The sequence below is a fragment of the Rhizobium sp. WSM1328 genome, assembly GCF_057653715.1.
The window spans coordinates 283,675-298,146 of the sequence record NZ_JBYGKO010000002.1; the positions used below are offsets into that span (position 1 = coordinate 283,675).

At 58.5% G+C, this 14,472-nt stretch carries 14 protein-coding genes; 12 read left to right on the forward strand and 2 right to left on the reverse strand.

The window, feature by feature from the left end; all coding sequences use genetic code 11:
* The 6 genes from AC2444_RS24870 (at window position 1) to AC2444_RS24895 (ending at window position 6,044) form a co-directional block, all read left to right on the forward strand.
* Window positions 1–1,143, forward strand: a complete 1,143-nt coding sequence (locus AC2444_RS24870; RefSeq protein ID WP_128449322.1) for an ABC transporter ATP-binding protein — start codon at window positions 1–3, stop codon at window positions 1,141–1,143.
* A 141-nt stretch (window positions 1,144–1,284) separates the two neighbouring features.
* Complete coding sequence (locus AC2444_RS24875) at window positions 1,285–2,658, forward strand: NosD domain-containing protein (RefSeq protein ID WP_128449321.1); 1,374 nt, start codon at window positions 1,285–1,287, stop codon at window positions 2,656–2,658.
* Between the two features lie 92 nt (window positions 2,659–2,750).
* Window positions 2,751–4,439: a glycoside hydrolase family 32 protein gene (locus tag AC2444_RS24880; protein ID WP_128449380.1), complete on the forward strand. Its 1,689-nt coding sequence runs from the start codon at window positions 2,751–2,753 to the stop codon at window positions 4,437–4,439.
* Between the two features lie 43 nt (window positions 4,440–4,482).
* Window positions 4,483–4,671, forward strand: a complete 189-nt coding sequence (locus tag AC2444_RS24885; protein WP_164902314.1) for a hypothetical protein — start codon at window positions 4,483–4,485, stop codon at window positions 4,669–4,671.
* A complete protein-coding gene (locus AC2444_RS24890; protein ID WP_012755195.1) occupies window positions 4,580–4,771 on the forward strand; it encodes a hypothetical protein in 192 nt (63 codons plus the stop codon). The genes AC2444_RS24885 and AC2444_RS24890 overlap by 92 nt, the downstream gene beginning before the upstream one ends.
* Window positions 4,772–4,904: 133 nt before the next feature.
* The gene (locus tag AC2444_RS24895) at window positions 4,905–6,044 is read left to right on the forward strand and encodes an ROK family transcriptional regulator (protein ID WP_017996081.1); all 1,140 of its coding nucleotides are present in this window, start codon (window positions 4,905–4,907) and stop codon (window positions 6,042–6,044) included.
* A gap of 11 nt (window positions 6,045–6,055) precedes the next feature.
* On the opposite strand, the gene AC2444_RS24900 is transcribed toward AC2444_RS24895, so the two are convergent.
* A complete protein-coding gene (locus AC2444_RS24900) occupies window positions 6,056–7,102 on the reverse strand; it encodes a Gfo/Idh/MocA family protein (protein WP_026157573.1) in 1,047 nt (348 codons plus the stop codon).
* A 369-nt stretch (window positions 7,103–7,471) separates the two neighbouring features.
* Here AC2444_RS24900 and AC2444_RS24905 point away from each other — a divergent pair, with 369 nt between their 5' ends.
* The 6 genes from AC2444_RS24905 to AC2444_RS24930 all read left to right on the forward strand — a co-directional run bounded on the left by AC2444_RS24905 (window position 7,472) and on the right by AC2444_RS24930 (window position 13,883).
* Window positions 7,472–8,770 (forward strand): type 2 periplasmic-binding domain-containing protein, encoded by a 1,299-nt coding sequence (locus AC2444_RS24905; protein ID WP_003562329.1) that lies wholly within the window; start codon window positions 7,472–7,474, stop codon window positions 8,768–8,770.
* 69 nt (window positions 8,771–8,839) lie between these two features.
* Window positions 8,840–9,769, forward strand: a complete 930-nt coding sequence (locus AC2444_RS24910; RefSeq protein ID WP_128449320.1) for a carbohydrate ABC transporter permease — start codon at window positions 8,840–8,842, stop codon at window positions 9,767–9,769.
* On the forward strand, window positions 9,766–10,608 hold the full coding sequence (locus AC2444_RS24915) for a carbohydrate ABC transporter permease (RefSeq protein ID WP_012755199.1): 843 nt from the start codon (window positions 9,766–9,768) through the stop codon (window positions 10,606–10,608). Before AC2444_RS24910 ends, AC2444_RS24915 begins: the two co-directional genes overlap by 4 nt.
* 38 nt (window positions 10,609–10,646) lie before the next feature.
* The gene (locus AC2444_RS24920; RefSeq protein ID WP_003562326.1) at window positions 10,647–11,885 is read left to right on the forward strand and encodes an ROK family transcriptional regulator; all 1,239 of its coding nucleotides are present in this window, start codon (window positions 10,647–10,649) and stop codon (window positions 11,883–11,885) included.
* A 59-nt stretch (window positions 11,886–11,944) separates the two neighbouring features.
* On the forward strand, window positions 11,945–12,799 hold the full coding sequence (locus AC2444_RS24925; protein ID WP_012755200.1) for a sugar phosphate isomerase/epimerase family protein: 855 nt from the start codon (window positions 11,945–11,947) through the stop codon (window positions 12,797–12,799).
* Window positions 12,800–12,821: 22 nt separating this feature from the next.
* Window positions 12,822–13,883, forward strand: a complete 1,062-nt coding sequence (locus tag AC2444_RS24930) for an ABC transporter ATP-binding protein (RefSeq protein ID WP_012755201.1) — start codon at window positions 12,822–12,824, stop codon at window positions 13,881–13,883.
* Between the two features lie 115 nt (window positions 13,884–13,998).
* On the opposite strand, the gene AC2444_RS24935 is transcribed toward AC2444_RS24930, so the two are convergent.
* Window positions 13,999–14,472 (reverse strand): ProQ/FINO family protein, encoded by a 474-nt coding sequence (locus AC2444_RS24935; RefSeq protein ID WP_012755202.1) that lies wholly within the window; start codon window positions 14,470–14,472, stop codon window positions 13,999–14,001.

Sequence of the window (14,472 nt, forward strand, 5' to 3'; positions counted from 1 at the left end):
ATGGCCGGCATAGAACTGCGCAATATCAACAAGGTCTATGGAAACAGCTTTCACGCTCTGCACGATCTGAGCTTCGACATCAGGGATGGCGAGTTCATGGTTTTCGTCGGCCCGTCCGGATGTGGGAAATCGACGGCGCTCAGGATGATCGCTGGCCTGGAGAGCATTACGAGCGGTGAACTCAAAATCGGTGACAGGTTAGTCAACGATGTCGATCCCAAGGATCGCGACATCGCCATGGTCTTTCAGTCCTATGCGCTCTACCCGCACAAGACAGTGCGGGAGAACATTGCCTTCCCCTTGCTGATGGCAGGCCTGCCGAAGACCGAGATTGCCAGCCGCGTAGACGAAGCCGCCCGCATCCTCGAACTGACGACTTTGCTCGACCGCAGGCCGGCACTCCTTTCAGGAGGCCAGCGTCAGCGTGTCGCCATGGGACGGGCGATCGTCCGCAAACCAGCGGCCTTCCTGATGGATGAACCGTTGTCGAACCTCGATGCCAAGCTGCGCGTGCAGATGCGCGCCGAGATCGCCAGTCTCCAGAGAAAACTGAATGTCACGACGATTTACGTGACCCACGACCAGGTCGAGGCGATGACGATGGGTGACCGCGTCGCTGTCATGAAAGGCGGTGTGCTGCAGCAAGTCGACACACCGCAAAACCTGTACAATCGTCCTGACAATGTCTTTGTCGCCGCCTTTATCGGATCGCCCTCGATGAATTTGTACGAGGCCGTTCTGAATGGGAGGACGCTGACCCTGGGCAGCAACAGCCTGGAAATGCCCGACCGGGTTTTCGAAGACCGCCCTTCGCTCAACGGTGCGTCCAACCGGCAGGTCATTGTCGGTATCCGGCCCGAGCATATGAACGATGCCGCAATCCGGCCCTCTTCGGCCGAGATCTCGGCCCCGGTCACTCTTGTCGAGGCGCTAGGTTCTGAATCCATGGTGCATCTGAATATCGACGCAACCCGTGTGGATGCCGGCGACCCGGACGCCGTCGTCGACATCGGCAACGAAAAGGCTGCTGTGGCCCGATTTTCTCCGAAGAGTACAGTCCGCGCAGGTGACATCGCGCGCATCGCTGTCGATGCCGACGAACTCCATTTCTTTGAACCGGACATCCGCACCAGCATCTGGTGATGGTGCGCAGGATCCTGCTCCAAACTCGAACAAGAGAGCCGGTTGAACGCATTTCCCCAGGCGGCTTTCGCACGACAAGCCAATCAAGAACATCGGTCTACTCTCGCTGCGGAGTAGGAAATGGCCGAGGAGACATGAACCATGGCAAGTGACAACTTTTACGACGTAACACAATATCCCTTAGGCAACCCCCATGAGGACATTGGATCGGTCATCAATAGCATCATTGCGGATATTAAAGGCAGGCAAGCGGTTCCCGATCAGAATGAGGGCGGAAAGCCTGGAGCAGTGATCTATATACCGCCAGGCGATTATCGTCTTGCCACCCAGGTCGTGATAGACCTGAGCTATCTGAAGATTGTCGGCTCGGGACACGGATTTACGTCTTCGAGCATCCGTTTCAACACACCTGCAGACGAACTGGCACAGTGGCGTGAAGTGTGGCCGGGCGGAAGTCGCGTATGTGTGGACATGTCTCCGGACGCCGCCGACGGTGAGGCTGCCGGAGCCGCGTTTTATGTCAAGCGCACCGGCAATCCTCGCATAAGCTCTGTGGAATTTGCCGATTTTTGCATCGATGGCCTGCACTTCATGGACGACGGTTCGGGGCAGAATGATGCGGAAAATACCTACAGGAATGGCAAAACGGGAATCTATGTGGGCAGCGCCAATGACTCATTCCGAATAGCGGGGATGGGCCTTATCTATCTGGAACATGGAGTGACTGTTCATGACGCGGATGCGCTGGCGATAGACAATAATTTCATTGCAGAGTGCGGCAACTGTATCGAATTGAAAGGTATGGGGCAGGCCTCGAGGATAGCGAATAATTTTGTCGGAGCCGGATATAGGGGACACTCCGTCTACGCTGAAAATTACGGCGGCATCCTGGTCTCTTCAAACAACGTCTTCCCCCGAGGTGCCAGCAGCGTCTATTTTTCCGGCGTGGTGCGTTCCTCGATCACAGGAAACAGATTCCATTCCTTCTATCCCGGAATGCTGGTTTTTGCTGCGAATTGCTGCGAAAACCTGGTTTCCTCAAATCACTTCCTGCGGGATCGCGAGCCGTGGGCGCCCATGCAGAAGTACGATAACGGCCTGGATGACCTGTTCGGACTTTTGCGCATTGAGGGCAGCAATAATTCGGTCATCGCCAACCACATTTCAGAAACGATCGATACTCAATATATCAAGCCTCTCGCCGCAAAGCCTGTGATCATCAATGTCGTTTCCGGCAGCGGGAACTACATCGCCAATAATCACATCGTGGCCACAACCGAAATGTCGCAAATCAACGACGCACCAAACAGCGCGTGTTTTTCAACGCAAGTGGGCGCATTGCTTTCAACGGACAATTTGAAGGCGCTCGAGGTAACGGCAGTACGGGTGCAAAGGGGTTCGGTGCGGAATACAGTTCTAGATTCAGGCCGTGTCGAACAGGTCGAGATGGACAGAACAGTGAATGCTTTCAGGGGCACTCCAGTTCCCGGGCAATCGTCGGCAGAGTTTCACTAGACCGAACATAGTTACGCCGTCGGTCGAAAATCCAGTGACTATTCGGAGTTGTGTTCATGGCGAACCAAATGGACCGGCAAGATGGCCCGTTGATGCAGCAAAACCTGTTCCTACCCTCGGGATACCACTTGGAATTTTGGGCCGCGGGCGACGGCTTTTTTCGTATCGACATTGACGGGAAAACGGTTTGGCAGGTTCGGTCATTTGCCATCGATCCGGAGTTTTTCAAATATCACCACAGGGAAGCTTGCGAGGTCACCATTGTCACCAATGCGCCGGACGCTGTTCTGTGGGCCTATGGATATCAGCCTCAAACCGTGCACGAGACCGGTATAACAGTGTTTGAATTCTCGCAAAAAGGGATCCTTCAACGCACCGGCGCGGAAATTGAAAATTGGCTTCGGTCCGATCCGGATCGTCCTGCGCTTCATTTCTCGCCAATCCGGCATTGGATGAACGACCCCGTAGGTCTCTGCAAGATCGACGAGCTATGGCACCTTTTTTATCAATTCCATCCGAGCGGCAGTGATTGGGGACCGATGCACTGGGGACATGCGACCAGCCGCGATCTGGTCAATTGGCTTCACATGCCGGTATTTCTGCATCCAGAACAGAACCTGTGGCGTCTCGGCGCCACAGGGGGCGCATTCTCCGGCAACGCCTTTCGGGATCGAGATGGAAGTTTGATGTTCTTTTACACCGAGCGCCTGCCTGCCTATGACCTTTTCGAGGGCTATCGGGAAATTCAGAAAATAGCGCGCCCGGATCGGAGGATGATCAAGGCAGAAGGCATTGTGACGGTGTTGGAAGAGCGTCCCGATGGGGTCGAGCACGATTTCCGCGATCCAAAGGTTTGGTGGGATGACGCAGCCAACGCCTATCGCATGATACTCGGCGCATCGATCGAAGGCGATCCCGCAGTGTTGTTGTTTGGCTCCGCCGATGGCCTCGATTGGCAATATCTCAGGCCGCTCTACCGTGCACCGGCTAATTTCCGCCAGGAAGGCGCGCGTGCGGTTGAATGCCCGGATTTCTTTCGGCTGGAGGAAAAGTGGGTTCTGGTGATGGGTTTTGTTGGCCATGTCGAGCCACGAACACGGCGCCACAATCTCCTTTATGCCCTGATCGGCGAGTTTATAGACGACTGCTTCGTGGCCGACATGCCGGAAATGCAATTGCTGGATTTCGGCACCGATTATTATGCGATGCAGAGTTTCGAAGCGGGAGGGCGCCAGATCGCCTTTGCCTGGCTTTTCAATTGGGAATATCGCAAGCCCGAGGGCTCAGCCTATTCCGGAGAGATGTCCCTACCACGTGTTCTAAGTTTGAGTGAGGACGGGAAGAGGCTGCGCATGCTGCCGACGATCGAAGTCGACGATCACTTTGCCGCTGACCCTATCGTCGAGAAACAATGCGGCAAATTCTCGCTACCAATGGCACCCATTGAAATTCGCCTTTCCGGAGCCCTGGAAGGCAGCAAGGTCGTTGCAACGCAGGGCGGCGAACTTGCCTTCGAGGTCTGCGTCGCTGGAGGTATTCTCTCGATCCGGCTCGCCCAGGACGACGGCTCGATCCATTACGTGGCGGAGCTTGCCGACGGAAAGGACCTTCGTCTGTTTCATGATTGCGGAATCGTCGAGATTTTCGCCGATGGCGGAACTGTTTGTGGAACCCGTCGCGGATACGCGAATATCAACCCCGATTACCTGGAAATCTCATCGTCCGCTTCAACGCGGGTGCTGGAAAGGGATGCGAAACGCTGCTGTGCTGGCGCAAGATGAGCTATTGAATGAAACGCTTGGGCCTTCACGGAATAACGAGATCTTGATCGACAACAACAGTTATCGAAACCCCGGTCGGCCCTATTTGACCGAGTATTGCGCTGATATGGCAGATTTCAGGCAGTGCTGGGGAGGGTGGGATGCTTCAAGTCCGCAAAAAATTGCTGATAACCGCGACAGCCGTCATCGTGGTTGCGGTATCGTCGTCATCCTGCACGACGAGCTCGAATGACTCGATGCAGACCGGCTCGGTTGGATATACCGGCGCCGACTATTCGCTCAGACCTGCCTGCCGCGATGGGTTTGGCAACGATCATCCTTGCAGCTATTAACGACCGATAGAGTGAAGCTCCGATTGCCGTGTAGTTTCCGGTCTGACGCTGCATAAGGCGGCTGCCAAGCCCGGCTTTCCCATAGCCCGCGGATGAAGTACACAACCGAGGTGGTGCTCTAGGAAAGACAGTCATGCGGTATCTTCGGTCAGGGCCGCGTCGGCTTCAAACCCCGGACATGGGCGCCCCGCGCACCAAAATGGTCGGTCTGCGGTCTGGTGAAATCGCCGACCGGAATATTCGCGTCATTCTGGAGGCGATCCGCCGTCATGGCCCGCTGACCCGGATGGAGCTTGGGCGTCATAGCGGCCTGACCGGCCCTGGCATTACCAATATTCTCCGCCGATTGGCCGAGGAAAAGCTTATCACCTCCAACCGTCGCAATGGCCTTGGCGGAGGGGCCACCGCCACCGAGTTTGCCTTGCGTCCGGAAGGTGCTTTCTCGATCGGCGTCAAGCTTCGCCAAAGGCGTGGCGAGGCCGTACTCATCGATTTGAGTGGTCAGCTCCATGACCGGGTCTATATCGAGCTGGACCCCGCTGACAAAGTCGGTCTGGTGCATGCGGCCGTCAGGGATATGGTCGATCGCCACGCCGCGTTGCCGATCATCGGGCTCGGCATCGCCGCCAACGACTGGACGGAGGATCAAAGCGATCAGATCGCCGCGATGTCGACGATCGCGCGTCCCTATGTCGAGAACGAGTGTACGGCGAGCCTTCTCGCCGAGCGCACGATCGGAAGCTCCGGCAGGGAAGGCGGACTTGCGATGATCATCATCGACGACGACGTTCAGGCCGGCTTTCTCATTCGCGGTATTCCCTATTCCGGCGTGCATGGCCGGGCGGGCAGCATCGGCGAAATGTTGACCGGTCCCGACAATGTCCAGCTCAATACCGTCGTCGGTTTCGAATCCCTGCGATCACGGATCGGCGACCAGGCGTTCACTAGCCTGCTGAAGGGCGAGGAAATCTCCTCGCCGCTACTGTCGCAATGGATACGGGAAGCCGCTGGCCATCTGCTCGACCCGATCATCGCCATGGCCGGTTTCCTCGCCCCGAGCGTCGTCATGATCGGCAGCGATCTGCCGCAGGGCGTGATCGAAGCGCTGATCCATCAGCTTTCCATCGAGCGGCGCGACACCTCGACGAGACCGTTGCTGACGCCCTGGATTTCTCCGATGAAACCTGCGAGCTTCAGCGGCGGCGGCGTTGCGCTCGGTGCCGCTCTCCTCCCCTTCCTCAACACTTTGCTGCTGCCGCCTGCCTCGGCTTGACGCATGTTGCTTCAGGCGAGCGCTTCATCGGCGTGGCTGAGATCGGAGGCCAGCGCTTTGTCCAGGACTTTCTGGATATTGGCCGCCCGCCGGAACGAGGGTTCCTGGGTCCTGCCCGCCCGCACTGCCTGGACGAAACGCTGGTAGTTCGTCTCGACCGGATCGAAGGGGACGTCACGCCAGGTCGCCGTGTGCACGTCCTCGCCAAGACAGGCGCGAAGCGTCGATTTTCCGGTGTCGTAGATCATCTCGATCGAGCCGGTTTCGCCATAGACCCTGAGGCGCAACTGATCCATCTGTCCGGCCGCCGTGCGCGTCGCCTGGATCGTGCCGATTGCCCCGCCAGTGAAATCGACATTCATCGTAAAACTGTCATTCGCATCGAGATCATATTCGCCGATCTTGTGTCCTGGCGCCTTGTCGAAGGTCTTCAGCCGCGCGAAGACATGAGCAACGTCAAGGCCTGAACCGTATGATGCGAAATCGACGATGTGAATTCCGATATCACCGAGCGCGCCGTTGGATCCATGCTTCTTGCTCAGCCGCCACAGCCATTTGCTTTCGCTCTTCCAGTCGCCCCAATGCCGACCGACCAGCCAGCTTTGCAGATGCGACGCCTCGACATGGCGCACTTGCCCGATTTCGCCGGCGAGCACCATCTGCCGGCCCTTCTGAAGGGCGGGCGAATTGCGATAGGTGAAATTGACCATGCCGACCTTGCCCGATCGCTCGATGGCCTCGGTCATCTCCATGGCCTTGATCGCATCGGTGGCGAGCGGTTTCTCACAGAAGACGTGCTTGCCGGCTGCGATCGCCTGTAGCGTCGTCGGGTGGTGAATGCGGTCCGGCGTGACATTTGCGACAGCGTCGAACTCGCCCCAGGCGAGAGCTTCCTCAAGGGTCGTGAAATGGTTGGCGATGCCATGTTCGGTGCAAAAGGCCGCGAGCCTTTCCGGGACGACATCGACGCCGCCCACGACGCTGACACCTTCAATCGCCTTGAAGTTGGCGGCATGCTGGTTGGCCATGCCGCCGGTACCGAGAATGAGTAGACGCATCTTATCCTCCATGGAATTAACTTCCCGCGACGGTTCAGCCGGGCAAAACCGCACTCACGCCATCGCAGCAATCCGTGATTGCCTCGTGCTCTTCTTCAGGAAAATTGCGGTGGATGCGCCGCGCGTGCGGCGGGACGCTCCATCACTTTCACGGCGCATATCCTTTTCCGGAAATCGATCTCGATTTTCCGGAACGGTGCGCTAGCTGCTGTTGATTGTCGCCAGCATCTCAACCTCCCAGGTCTGGCCTTACAAGCTGTGGCTTGACATCAAATCAAAGTAACTTAATCTAATTAATGCAGCACGGAAATGAGGAGAGGTCAACTGACCGCCAGGCTGTATCCGTTCAAAATGGGGAGGAGACCCATCATGAAGAGCGCCACCGTCAGCGCATTTGCGCTGAGCACCATGTTATTTTCAGCATCTACGTCATTTGCCCAGGAACTTGCCACGAAGGACAGGATCGGCCTTGCCGATGCGCCCAAATCCCTCGTCGTCCGTTTGACGAACGACAGCCCCAACAATTCGGATCCGGCGATCGCCGAGGGCTATCAGAAGCTCTTCGTCGATTTCATCAAGAAGCATCCGGACTGGAAATTGCAGATGCAATTCATGTCCTCGGACATCGGCACCGAACAGGCCAAGATGCTGGAGCAGGCCAAGGCCGGCAACGCGCCTGACTGCGCCGCTGTCGACTCCTTCGTCCTCTCGCAGTTCATGGTCAATAAAGTTCTTGCGGACTTCACGCCGTATTTTTCGAAGGAGGAAGTGGATGACCTGTTCCCCTTCATCCGCAGCGGCATCACCGATAAGGACCAGACGGTCCGCGCTTGGTGGTGGGATACCGATCTTCGTGTGCTCTACCGCAACAAGTCGATCGTTGCGGACGCGCCGCAGACATGGGACGACCTGAAAAAGGCCGCGCTCGCCTCCACCAAGGAAGGCATGGAAGGTGTCCTCTTCAATGGCGGGCGCTGGGAAGGCACGACGTTCGACTGGCTCGCGAATTATTGGGCGCTGGGCGGCAAGCTTGTCGACGATTCAGGCAAGCCGGTATTCGGCGAAGGCGAGAACAAGGAGAAATTCCTGAAGGCCCTGAATTATTTCAAGGATCTCGTCGATTCGGGTGCCGCGCCCAAGCGCGTCAGCACGATCGCGAATTATGACGATTTGAATGCTGCGGCCGCCGCGGCGACGACGGCTCTCTTCATCGGCGGCAACTGGCAATATGCGCAGTTGAAGGCCACGCTCGACGAGGACGAGTTCAACAACTGGACCTTCTCGCCGATCCCCGGGCCCAGCGCCGATCAGCGTTCGACCGGCACCGGCGGTTGGACGATCGCCTCCTTCAGTAAGGACAAGGATAAGGTCGAGATGTGCGCCAACCTCGCCCGCGAGGTTTATATGGGGCCGGCAAACGCGCTGCAGCAGCAGTTGCCGACCAGGAAGTCGCTGTTCGACAAATATGAGGTCTTCTCTACCGAAGCCAACAAGACCTTCGCCAAGGCTCTGGTCGACGGACAGGCACGCCCGGGTGTGCCGATCTATCCCGAAATCTCCAACCAGATCCAGATCATGATGGGCGACGTGCTCTCGGGGACCAAAAAGCCGGAAGACGCGTTGAATGCCGCCTACAACGCGGCGCTGGAGGCTTACAAGCGACTCTAGTGCTTCTGAGCGTGACGGCGCCTGCCCCCGGGCGCCGTCACATTGCGAAACCCCGGACAGAGAGGCCCAATGAGCCCCATCGCCATCGAGGTTGACAGCCAGCCTCAAAGCAGATCGTTCATGCGCCGTTTCGCCGGTGCGCCCCTGCCCTGGATCATGCCCGTGATCATCGTCATCGGCATCTTCTATCTTTATCCCGTCATCGATGTATTCAGGCTTTCATTCACCAATGCGACGCTGATCGGCGACAATCAGGATTATACGCTGGGGTCGATCACCAATGCGTTGAGCTCGCCGCAGCTGCCCGACATTTTATGGGCGACCCTGATCTTCGTCGGCGGCAGCGTCATCGGCCAGCAGATTTTAGGTCTTGCGGTCGCCGTCGTGGTCATCCGCGGTGAAAAACGCGGCCTGTTCGGCACCACCATTTTGAGGACGACGGCGCTTGTTGCCTGGGTTGTTCCCGGAATTGCCGGCGGCATCATCTGGCAGATGCTCTTTTCCGAAGCGCCTTATGGCGCGCTGAACAGCATTCTCAGGTTGATGCACATGCCTGTTGTCGCCTGGCTCTCGGACCCCGCAATCGCACCGTGGTCCACCCTCATCTCCAACATATGGCGCGGCACAGCATTTTCGATGGTCGTCATGTATGCGGCGCTGAAGTCGATCGATCCCTCGCTCTATGAAGCGGCGGAGGTCGACGGCGCAACGGCATCGCAGCAGTTTTTCTTCGTCACGCTTCCGCAACTGCGCGCGGCAATCCTCGTCAACATGATCCTCATTACGATCCAGACGGTGAATACCTTCGATGCGATCATCACGCTGACAGGCGGCGGTCCGGGGCGCGCGACCGAGGTCATCTCACTCTACGTCTTCAATATCGTCTTTAGAAACTACGACCTGTCCGGCGGCAGCGTGCTCTCCGTGCTCATGCTGATCATCAGCCTCGGGCTCGCCTTTATCTATGCGTCGTTCCTGCCGAAGGAGGAAGAGCAATGAACGGACGGACCGGAACGCGGCTCGGCGATGCCATGAGTTATCTGTTCATGCTGGTAATGTTCGTGTTCTTCGCTGGCCCCCTCACCTATCTCCTGTCGATGGCGATGCGTGACAAGCGCGAGATCTATCGCGGCGCGGCGCGATATATTCCAAACAATCCCACCATCGACAATTTCATCACCGTTTTGAACAACAGCTACTTTCCGATCTATCTCTGGAACGGCCTCAAGCTTGCCGCCCTTAGCGGACTGGGCGTCCTGATCGTCGCACTGCCCGCGGCTTACGCTTTTTCCCGCTTTCAGTTCCGGGGCAAGGGCCTGTCGATGATGGGGCTGCTGCTTTTCCAGATGATCTCGCCGCTTGTCATCATGGTGCCGCTCTACCGCTACATGAACCGCCTCGGCCTGCTGGATACGCATTTTGCCGTCGTCATGGTCTATATCGCGCTTGGCGTTCCGCTGGCGACCTGGCTTCTGAAGAGTTCGGTCGACGGCATCCCGCGCAGCCTCGACGAAGCGGCGATGATCGATGGCTGCAATCGATTTTCGGTCTTCTGGCGCATCATTCTGCCACTGTCGGCGCCGGGCATCGCCTCCGTCTTCATCATCACGGTGATTGCCGGTTGGTCGCAATTTCTGGTGCCTTTTCTGTTGCTCACGAAAAATGATCTGATGCCGATCGGCGTCGGGATCTTTAACTTCCGCGGCATGCAAACCGACTCGTCCATCCAACTGCTTGCCGCCGCCTGCCTGATTGCGGTCGTTCCGGCGATCGTCGCCTTCCTGTCGCTCCAGCGGCTGATCCTCGGTGCGATGACCAGCGGCGCGGTCAAGGGATGACGAGCGGTTCAGGCTATGCGCAAGGAAGGATTTCGGGCATGAACCAGACACTCGGCGCCAGGCTGTCCCCGGATCTGACCGGCGCCAATGTCGAAGATGCAGGTGAGCACAACAGGGCTATCGTTCTGCGCTGTATTCATCGCCAGGCGCCGATTTCGCGCGCCGAAATCGCCAGGCGGACGGGTTTTACCAAACCGGCGATCGCCCGGATCGTCGATCGTCTCCTCGATGAGGGCCTGATCATGGAGGCCCGCCGGCGGCATGGGCTGAGAGGTCAGCCGGCGATTGAACTCGAAATCAATCCGGATGCCTGCTTTGCCATCGGCATCAACATCGATCGCGACCATCTGACGATCCTGGCCGTCGATGCCGTCGGCAACGTCCGCGCCCGCGTGCATCACGAGAAACGCTTCATTCTGCCGGCGGAATTCCTGCAGCTCACGGCCGATGCGATTTCGCATTTCCAGCGCAGCCGGCTCATCGACGACGCGCGCCTCGCCGGCATCGGTCTGGCGATGCCGGATTGGCTTGGCGAGATTTCGCTTCTCGGCAAGCCCAAGGCCTATCAGGAATGGACAGCATTCGACGTGCGCGCCGCACTTGAGAACCTGACGCAGCATCCCGTCTTCATCGAAAACGAAGCGAATGCCGCAGCCCTTGCCGAACTCGATTATGGACTGGGTGCTGAAAGCAGCAGCTTCTTCTACATCGCCATCAATCCATGCCCGGGTGGCGGCCTCGTGCTCGACGGCAACGGTCATCGTGGCGCCATGGGCCTCAGCGGCGAAATTGGCTGGCTGCCGATTGCCGATGGCGGGGACGGGAAGGCCCATAAGGTCCAGCTTCTCGGCGAGATATTCTCGCTGTTCTTCCTCTATGATTTCCTTGCGAAACACGGCGTCGAGGTGAGTGTTCCCCACGATCTCCTGACGCTGGATGCGCACGGCAAGCGCCTCGTGTCGCAGTGGCTGAAGGAAATGAGCGCGCATCTGGCTGTCGCCGTCAAGCATATCGGCATGGTCGTCGACCCCGACGCCGTCCTGGTCGGCGGCCGATTGCCGATCCGCATCGTCGACGAATTGCTGCGCTATGTGCACGAGCATCTCGATGCCGAGGACACCAACCTGCCCTCGCTTCATCGCGCCTCGCTCGGAGAGGATGCCTCGGCCATGGGGGCGGCGGTCATGCCGATGGCAGCAGCCCTCATGCTCGCATCGGCGGACGCTGCGCAACGCACACGTTCGCCACTCAAGAACATGGATCGCCTGAACAGTTGAAACGGCCGGCAAGGCCTACGGATTATAGTGAAGATTTTGGTGAAGATGGGAGGATTTTGGTGAAGATCGGCTTTTACACTTCGACATTCAACGATCGCCCCTTCGAGGAAGTGGTGGATTTCGCCGCATCGGCCGGTTTCGACGCCATCGAAATCGATGTCGGCGGCCATATCAAGACGCCGGATCGCGTGGAGGCCGCCGTCGCGCTCGCACGCAGCCGCAACCTCTTCGTGTCGTCGATCACCTATTTCGGCAATCAGCTCGATGCTGACCGCGTAAAACGCGAGGCACTTCGCGAAAGGACTGCCGAATTTGCCGGCGCGATCGGTGAAGCGGGCGTCCCGATCTTCGTGATCTTCCCGGGCCGGGACGACACGGCAAGCGACGAAGCCAATTATGATGACTTCGCCGATTTCGCCAACGGGCTGATCGCCAAGACACAGTCCTATGGCCTCACCTTCGCAATCGAGAACTGGCCGGGTCCGAAGGATAATTTCATCGGAACGACACCCAAAGGATGGCAGGAGCTTTTTCAGCGGATCAGGGACCCGCGCTTCGGCCTGGAATTCGATCCCTCGCACCTCATTCGCATTGGCGTCGATCCCTATCAGGCGATGGAGGCCGTGAAAGATCGCATCGCCATTCTTCATGCCAAGGACACGGCAATCGATAAGGAGAGCCTGCAGGCTGTCGGCTATCACGGCAAGGGCTGGTGGCAATACAAGCTGCCAGGGCTCGGCCTCATCGATTGGCCGAGGTTCCTGCGCCAGGCCCGCGGGGGTGGTTTCGACGGCACGTTGTCGATCGAACACGAGGATGCCGCCTATGGCTGGCCGGGCAGGGACTTAGCCGCCCGCAAAGACGGCGAGCGCCTCGGTCTTGATTATTTGAGAAATGTCCTGAGCGGACTTTGACAGCGATTTCGGGAGGACGGCAATGGCCCATGTTTCGGTCAACAATGCGCGCAAGGATTACGGCGCGTTCAAAGCCATAAAAGGCGTCTCGGTCGATATCGGCGACGGCGAGTTCGTCGTTCTGGTCGGTCCCTCCGGCTGTGGCAAATCCACGCTTCTGAGAATGATCGCGGGCCTCGAGGGTATCACCTCGGGGCAGATCCAGATCGGCAAGCATATCGTCAACGAGCTTGCCCCCAAGGATCGGGACATCGCGATGGTGTTCCAGAATTATGCGCTCTATCCGCACATGACCGTTGCCAAGAACATGGGGTTTTCGTTGCGGCTGAAACGAATGCCGCGCACGGAGATCGATCAGCGGGTCGGCAACGCCGCGAAGATCCTCGGTCTCGAAAGTCTATTGGAGAGATACCCCAAGCAACTGTCGGGCGGCCAGAGACAGCGTGTGGCGATGGGGCGGGCAATCGTGCGCGACCCGGCCGTCTTCCTCTTCGATGAACCCCTGTCGAACCTCGACGCCAAGCTCAGGGTGCAGATGCGCTCGGAGATCAAGGAATTGCATCAACGGCTGCAGACGACCACCATCTATGTCACCCACGACCAGATCGAAGCCATGACCATGGCCGACAAGATCGTCGTCATGAAGGACGGGCTGATCGAGCAGTCGGGTTCTCCGTTGGAATTGTACGATCGTCCGAACAACCTTTTCGTCGCCGGCTTCATCGGCTCCCCGGCGATGAATTTCATCAGCGGCAACATGACGGAAGATGGGTTTCGAACCGCCGACGGCCTACTCCTGCCGAGTGAGCGCCGTCCGGCAGATGCCGCGATCTACGGCATTCGCCCCGAACATATCCGGTTGGACCCAGGCGGCATCGAGGTAACGACGGTGGTCGTCGAGCCCACGGGTTCGGAAACGCTCGTCATCGTCCGGCTGGGGACGCAGACGCTGACCTGTGTCTTCAGGGAACGGATCAGGGCCGCCCCCGGCGAGGTGCTGAGGATTGCACCAATCCATGATGCGGTTCACCTGTTTGCCGGAAACGAGCAGCGGATCACATCAGGCGAAGCCCCGTTGAACTGACCCGGCCGATTGCCCCTCCCCTTCGGCCGGCGCCAGCCGGGGGCGCGTTTTCCGCGCCCCCGACCCCAAATGGAAACGCTATAGAACACTGCTATGAGAAAGCCGTCAGCCGGCTCTAGCTGACGGCGTTCCTTTTGCCGAGGAGGGCTGCGCGGATCTGTTCGCTTTTGCTCAACAGCGGAGCGGGAACCGGTGCTGTCTGCTCGGGCGCGTCGGCTTTGCCGGTAGCCTGCTTGAGGCTCAGGAAGCGGTTTTGCGCGACCAGCCGGTCTTCGGGCGACAGTGGTTCGACGGGTTCACCGTCAAGGTCATGGCGCATGGAATCCGGCTGGGCGCTGGCGAAATAGTAGCGCCGGCCGTGGACGTAGGCCGCGGTCGCCCGCCTGAGCGTCGTGACGCCGGCATCGGGCTTCAGGAGCGGGCGGAGTTCGTTGAAAAGGCCGACGGCAAAAGGCAGGACCGGATCTCCCGCCTTGGCAGGAAGGACGCCAACCGGCCGGATCAACAGCGTGTTGATCGCGTTTGCCTTCTCCACGTCGAGCTCGGTTGCCGCAATCGGTCCGCGGCTGATCTTCCAGGGCTTGTCCAT

What these genes read in the sequence shown, in the direction of transcription:
- AC2444_RS24915 (WP_012755199.1), top strand. Translation starts at nt 9,766, where the DNA reads ATGAACGGACGGACCGGAACGCGGCTCGGCGATGCCATGAGTTATCTG.
- AC2444_RS24890 (WP_012755195.1), top strand. Translation starts at nt 4,580, where the DNA reads ATGCTTCAAGTCCGCAAAAAATTGCTGATAACCGCGACAGCCGTCATC.
- AC2444_RS24870 (WP_128449322.1), top strand. Translation starts at nt 1, where the DNA reads ATGGCCGGCATAGAACTGCGCAATATCAACAAGGTCTATGGAAACAGC.
- AC2444_RS24875 (WP_128449321.1), top strand. Translation starts at nt 1,285, where the DNA reads ATGGCAAGTGACAACTTTTACGACGTAACACAATATCCCTTAGGCAAC.
- AC2444_RS24910 (WP_128449320.1), top strand. Translation starts at nt 8,840, where the DNA reads ATGAGCCCCATCGCCATCGAGGTTGACAGCCAGCCTCAAAGCAGATCG.
- AC2444_RS24895 (WP_017996081.1), top strand. Translation starts at nt 4,905, where the DNA reads ATGCGGTATCTTCGGTCAGGGCCGCGTCGGCTTCAAACCCCGGACATG.
- AC2444_RS24935 (WP_012755202.1), bottom strand. Translation starts at nt 14,472, where the DNA reads ATGGACAAGCCCTGGAAGATCAGCCGCGGACCGATTGCGGCAACCGAG.
- AC2444_RS24930 (WP_012755201.1), top strand. Translation starts at nt 12,822, where the DNA reads ATGGCCCATGTTTCGGTCAACAATGCGCGCAAGGATTACGGCGCGTTC.
- AC2444_RS24920 (WP_003562326.1), top strand. Translation starts at nt 10,647, where the DNA reads ATGAACCAGACACTCGGCGCCAGGCTGTCCCCGGATCTGACCGGCGCC.
- AC2444_RS24905 (WP_003562329.1), top strand. Translation starts at nt 7,472, where the DNA reads ATGAAGAGCGCCACCGTCAGCGCATTTGCGCTGAGCACCATGTTATTT.
- AC2444_RS24880 (WP_128449380.1), top strand. Translation starts at nt 2,751, where the DNA reads ATGCAGCAAAACCTGTTCCTACCCTCGGGATACCACTTGGAATTTTGG.
- AC2444_RS24900 (WP_026157573.1), bottom strand. Translation starts at nt 7,102, where the DNA reads ATGCGTCTACTCATTCTCGGTACCGGCGGCATGGCCAACCAGCATGCC.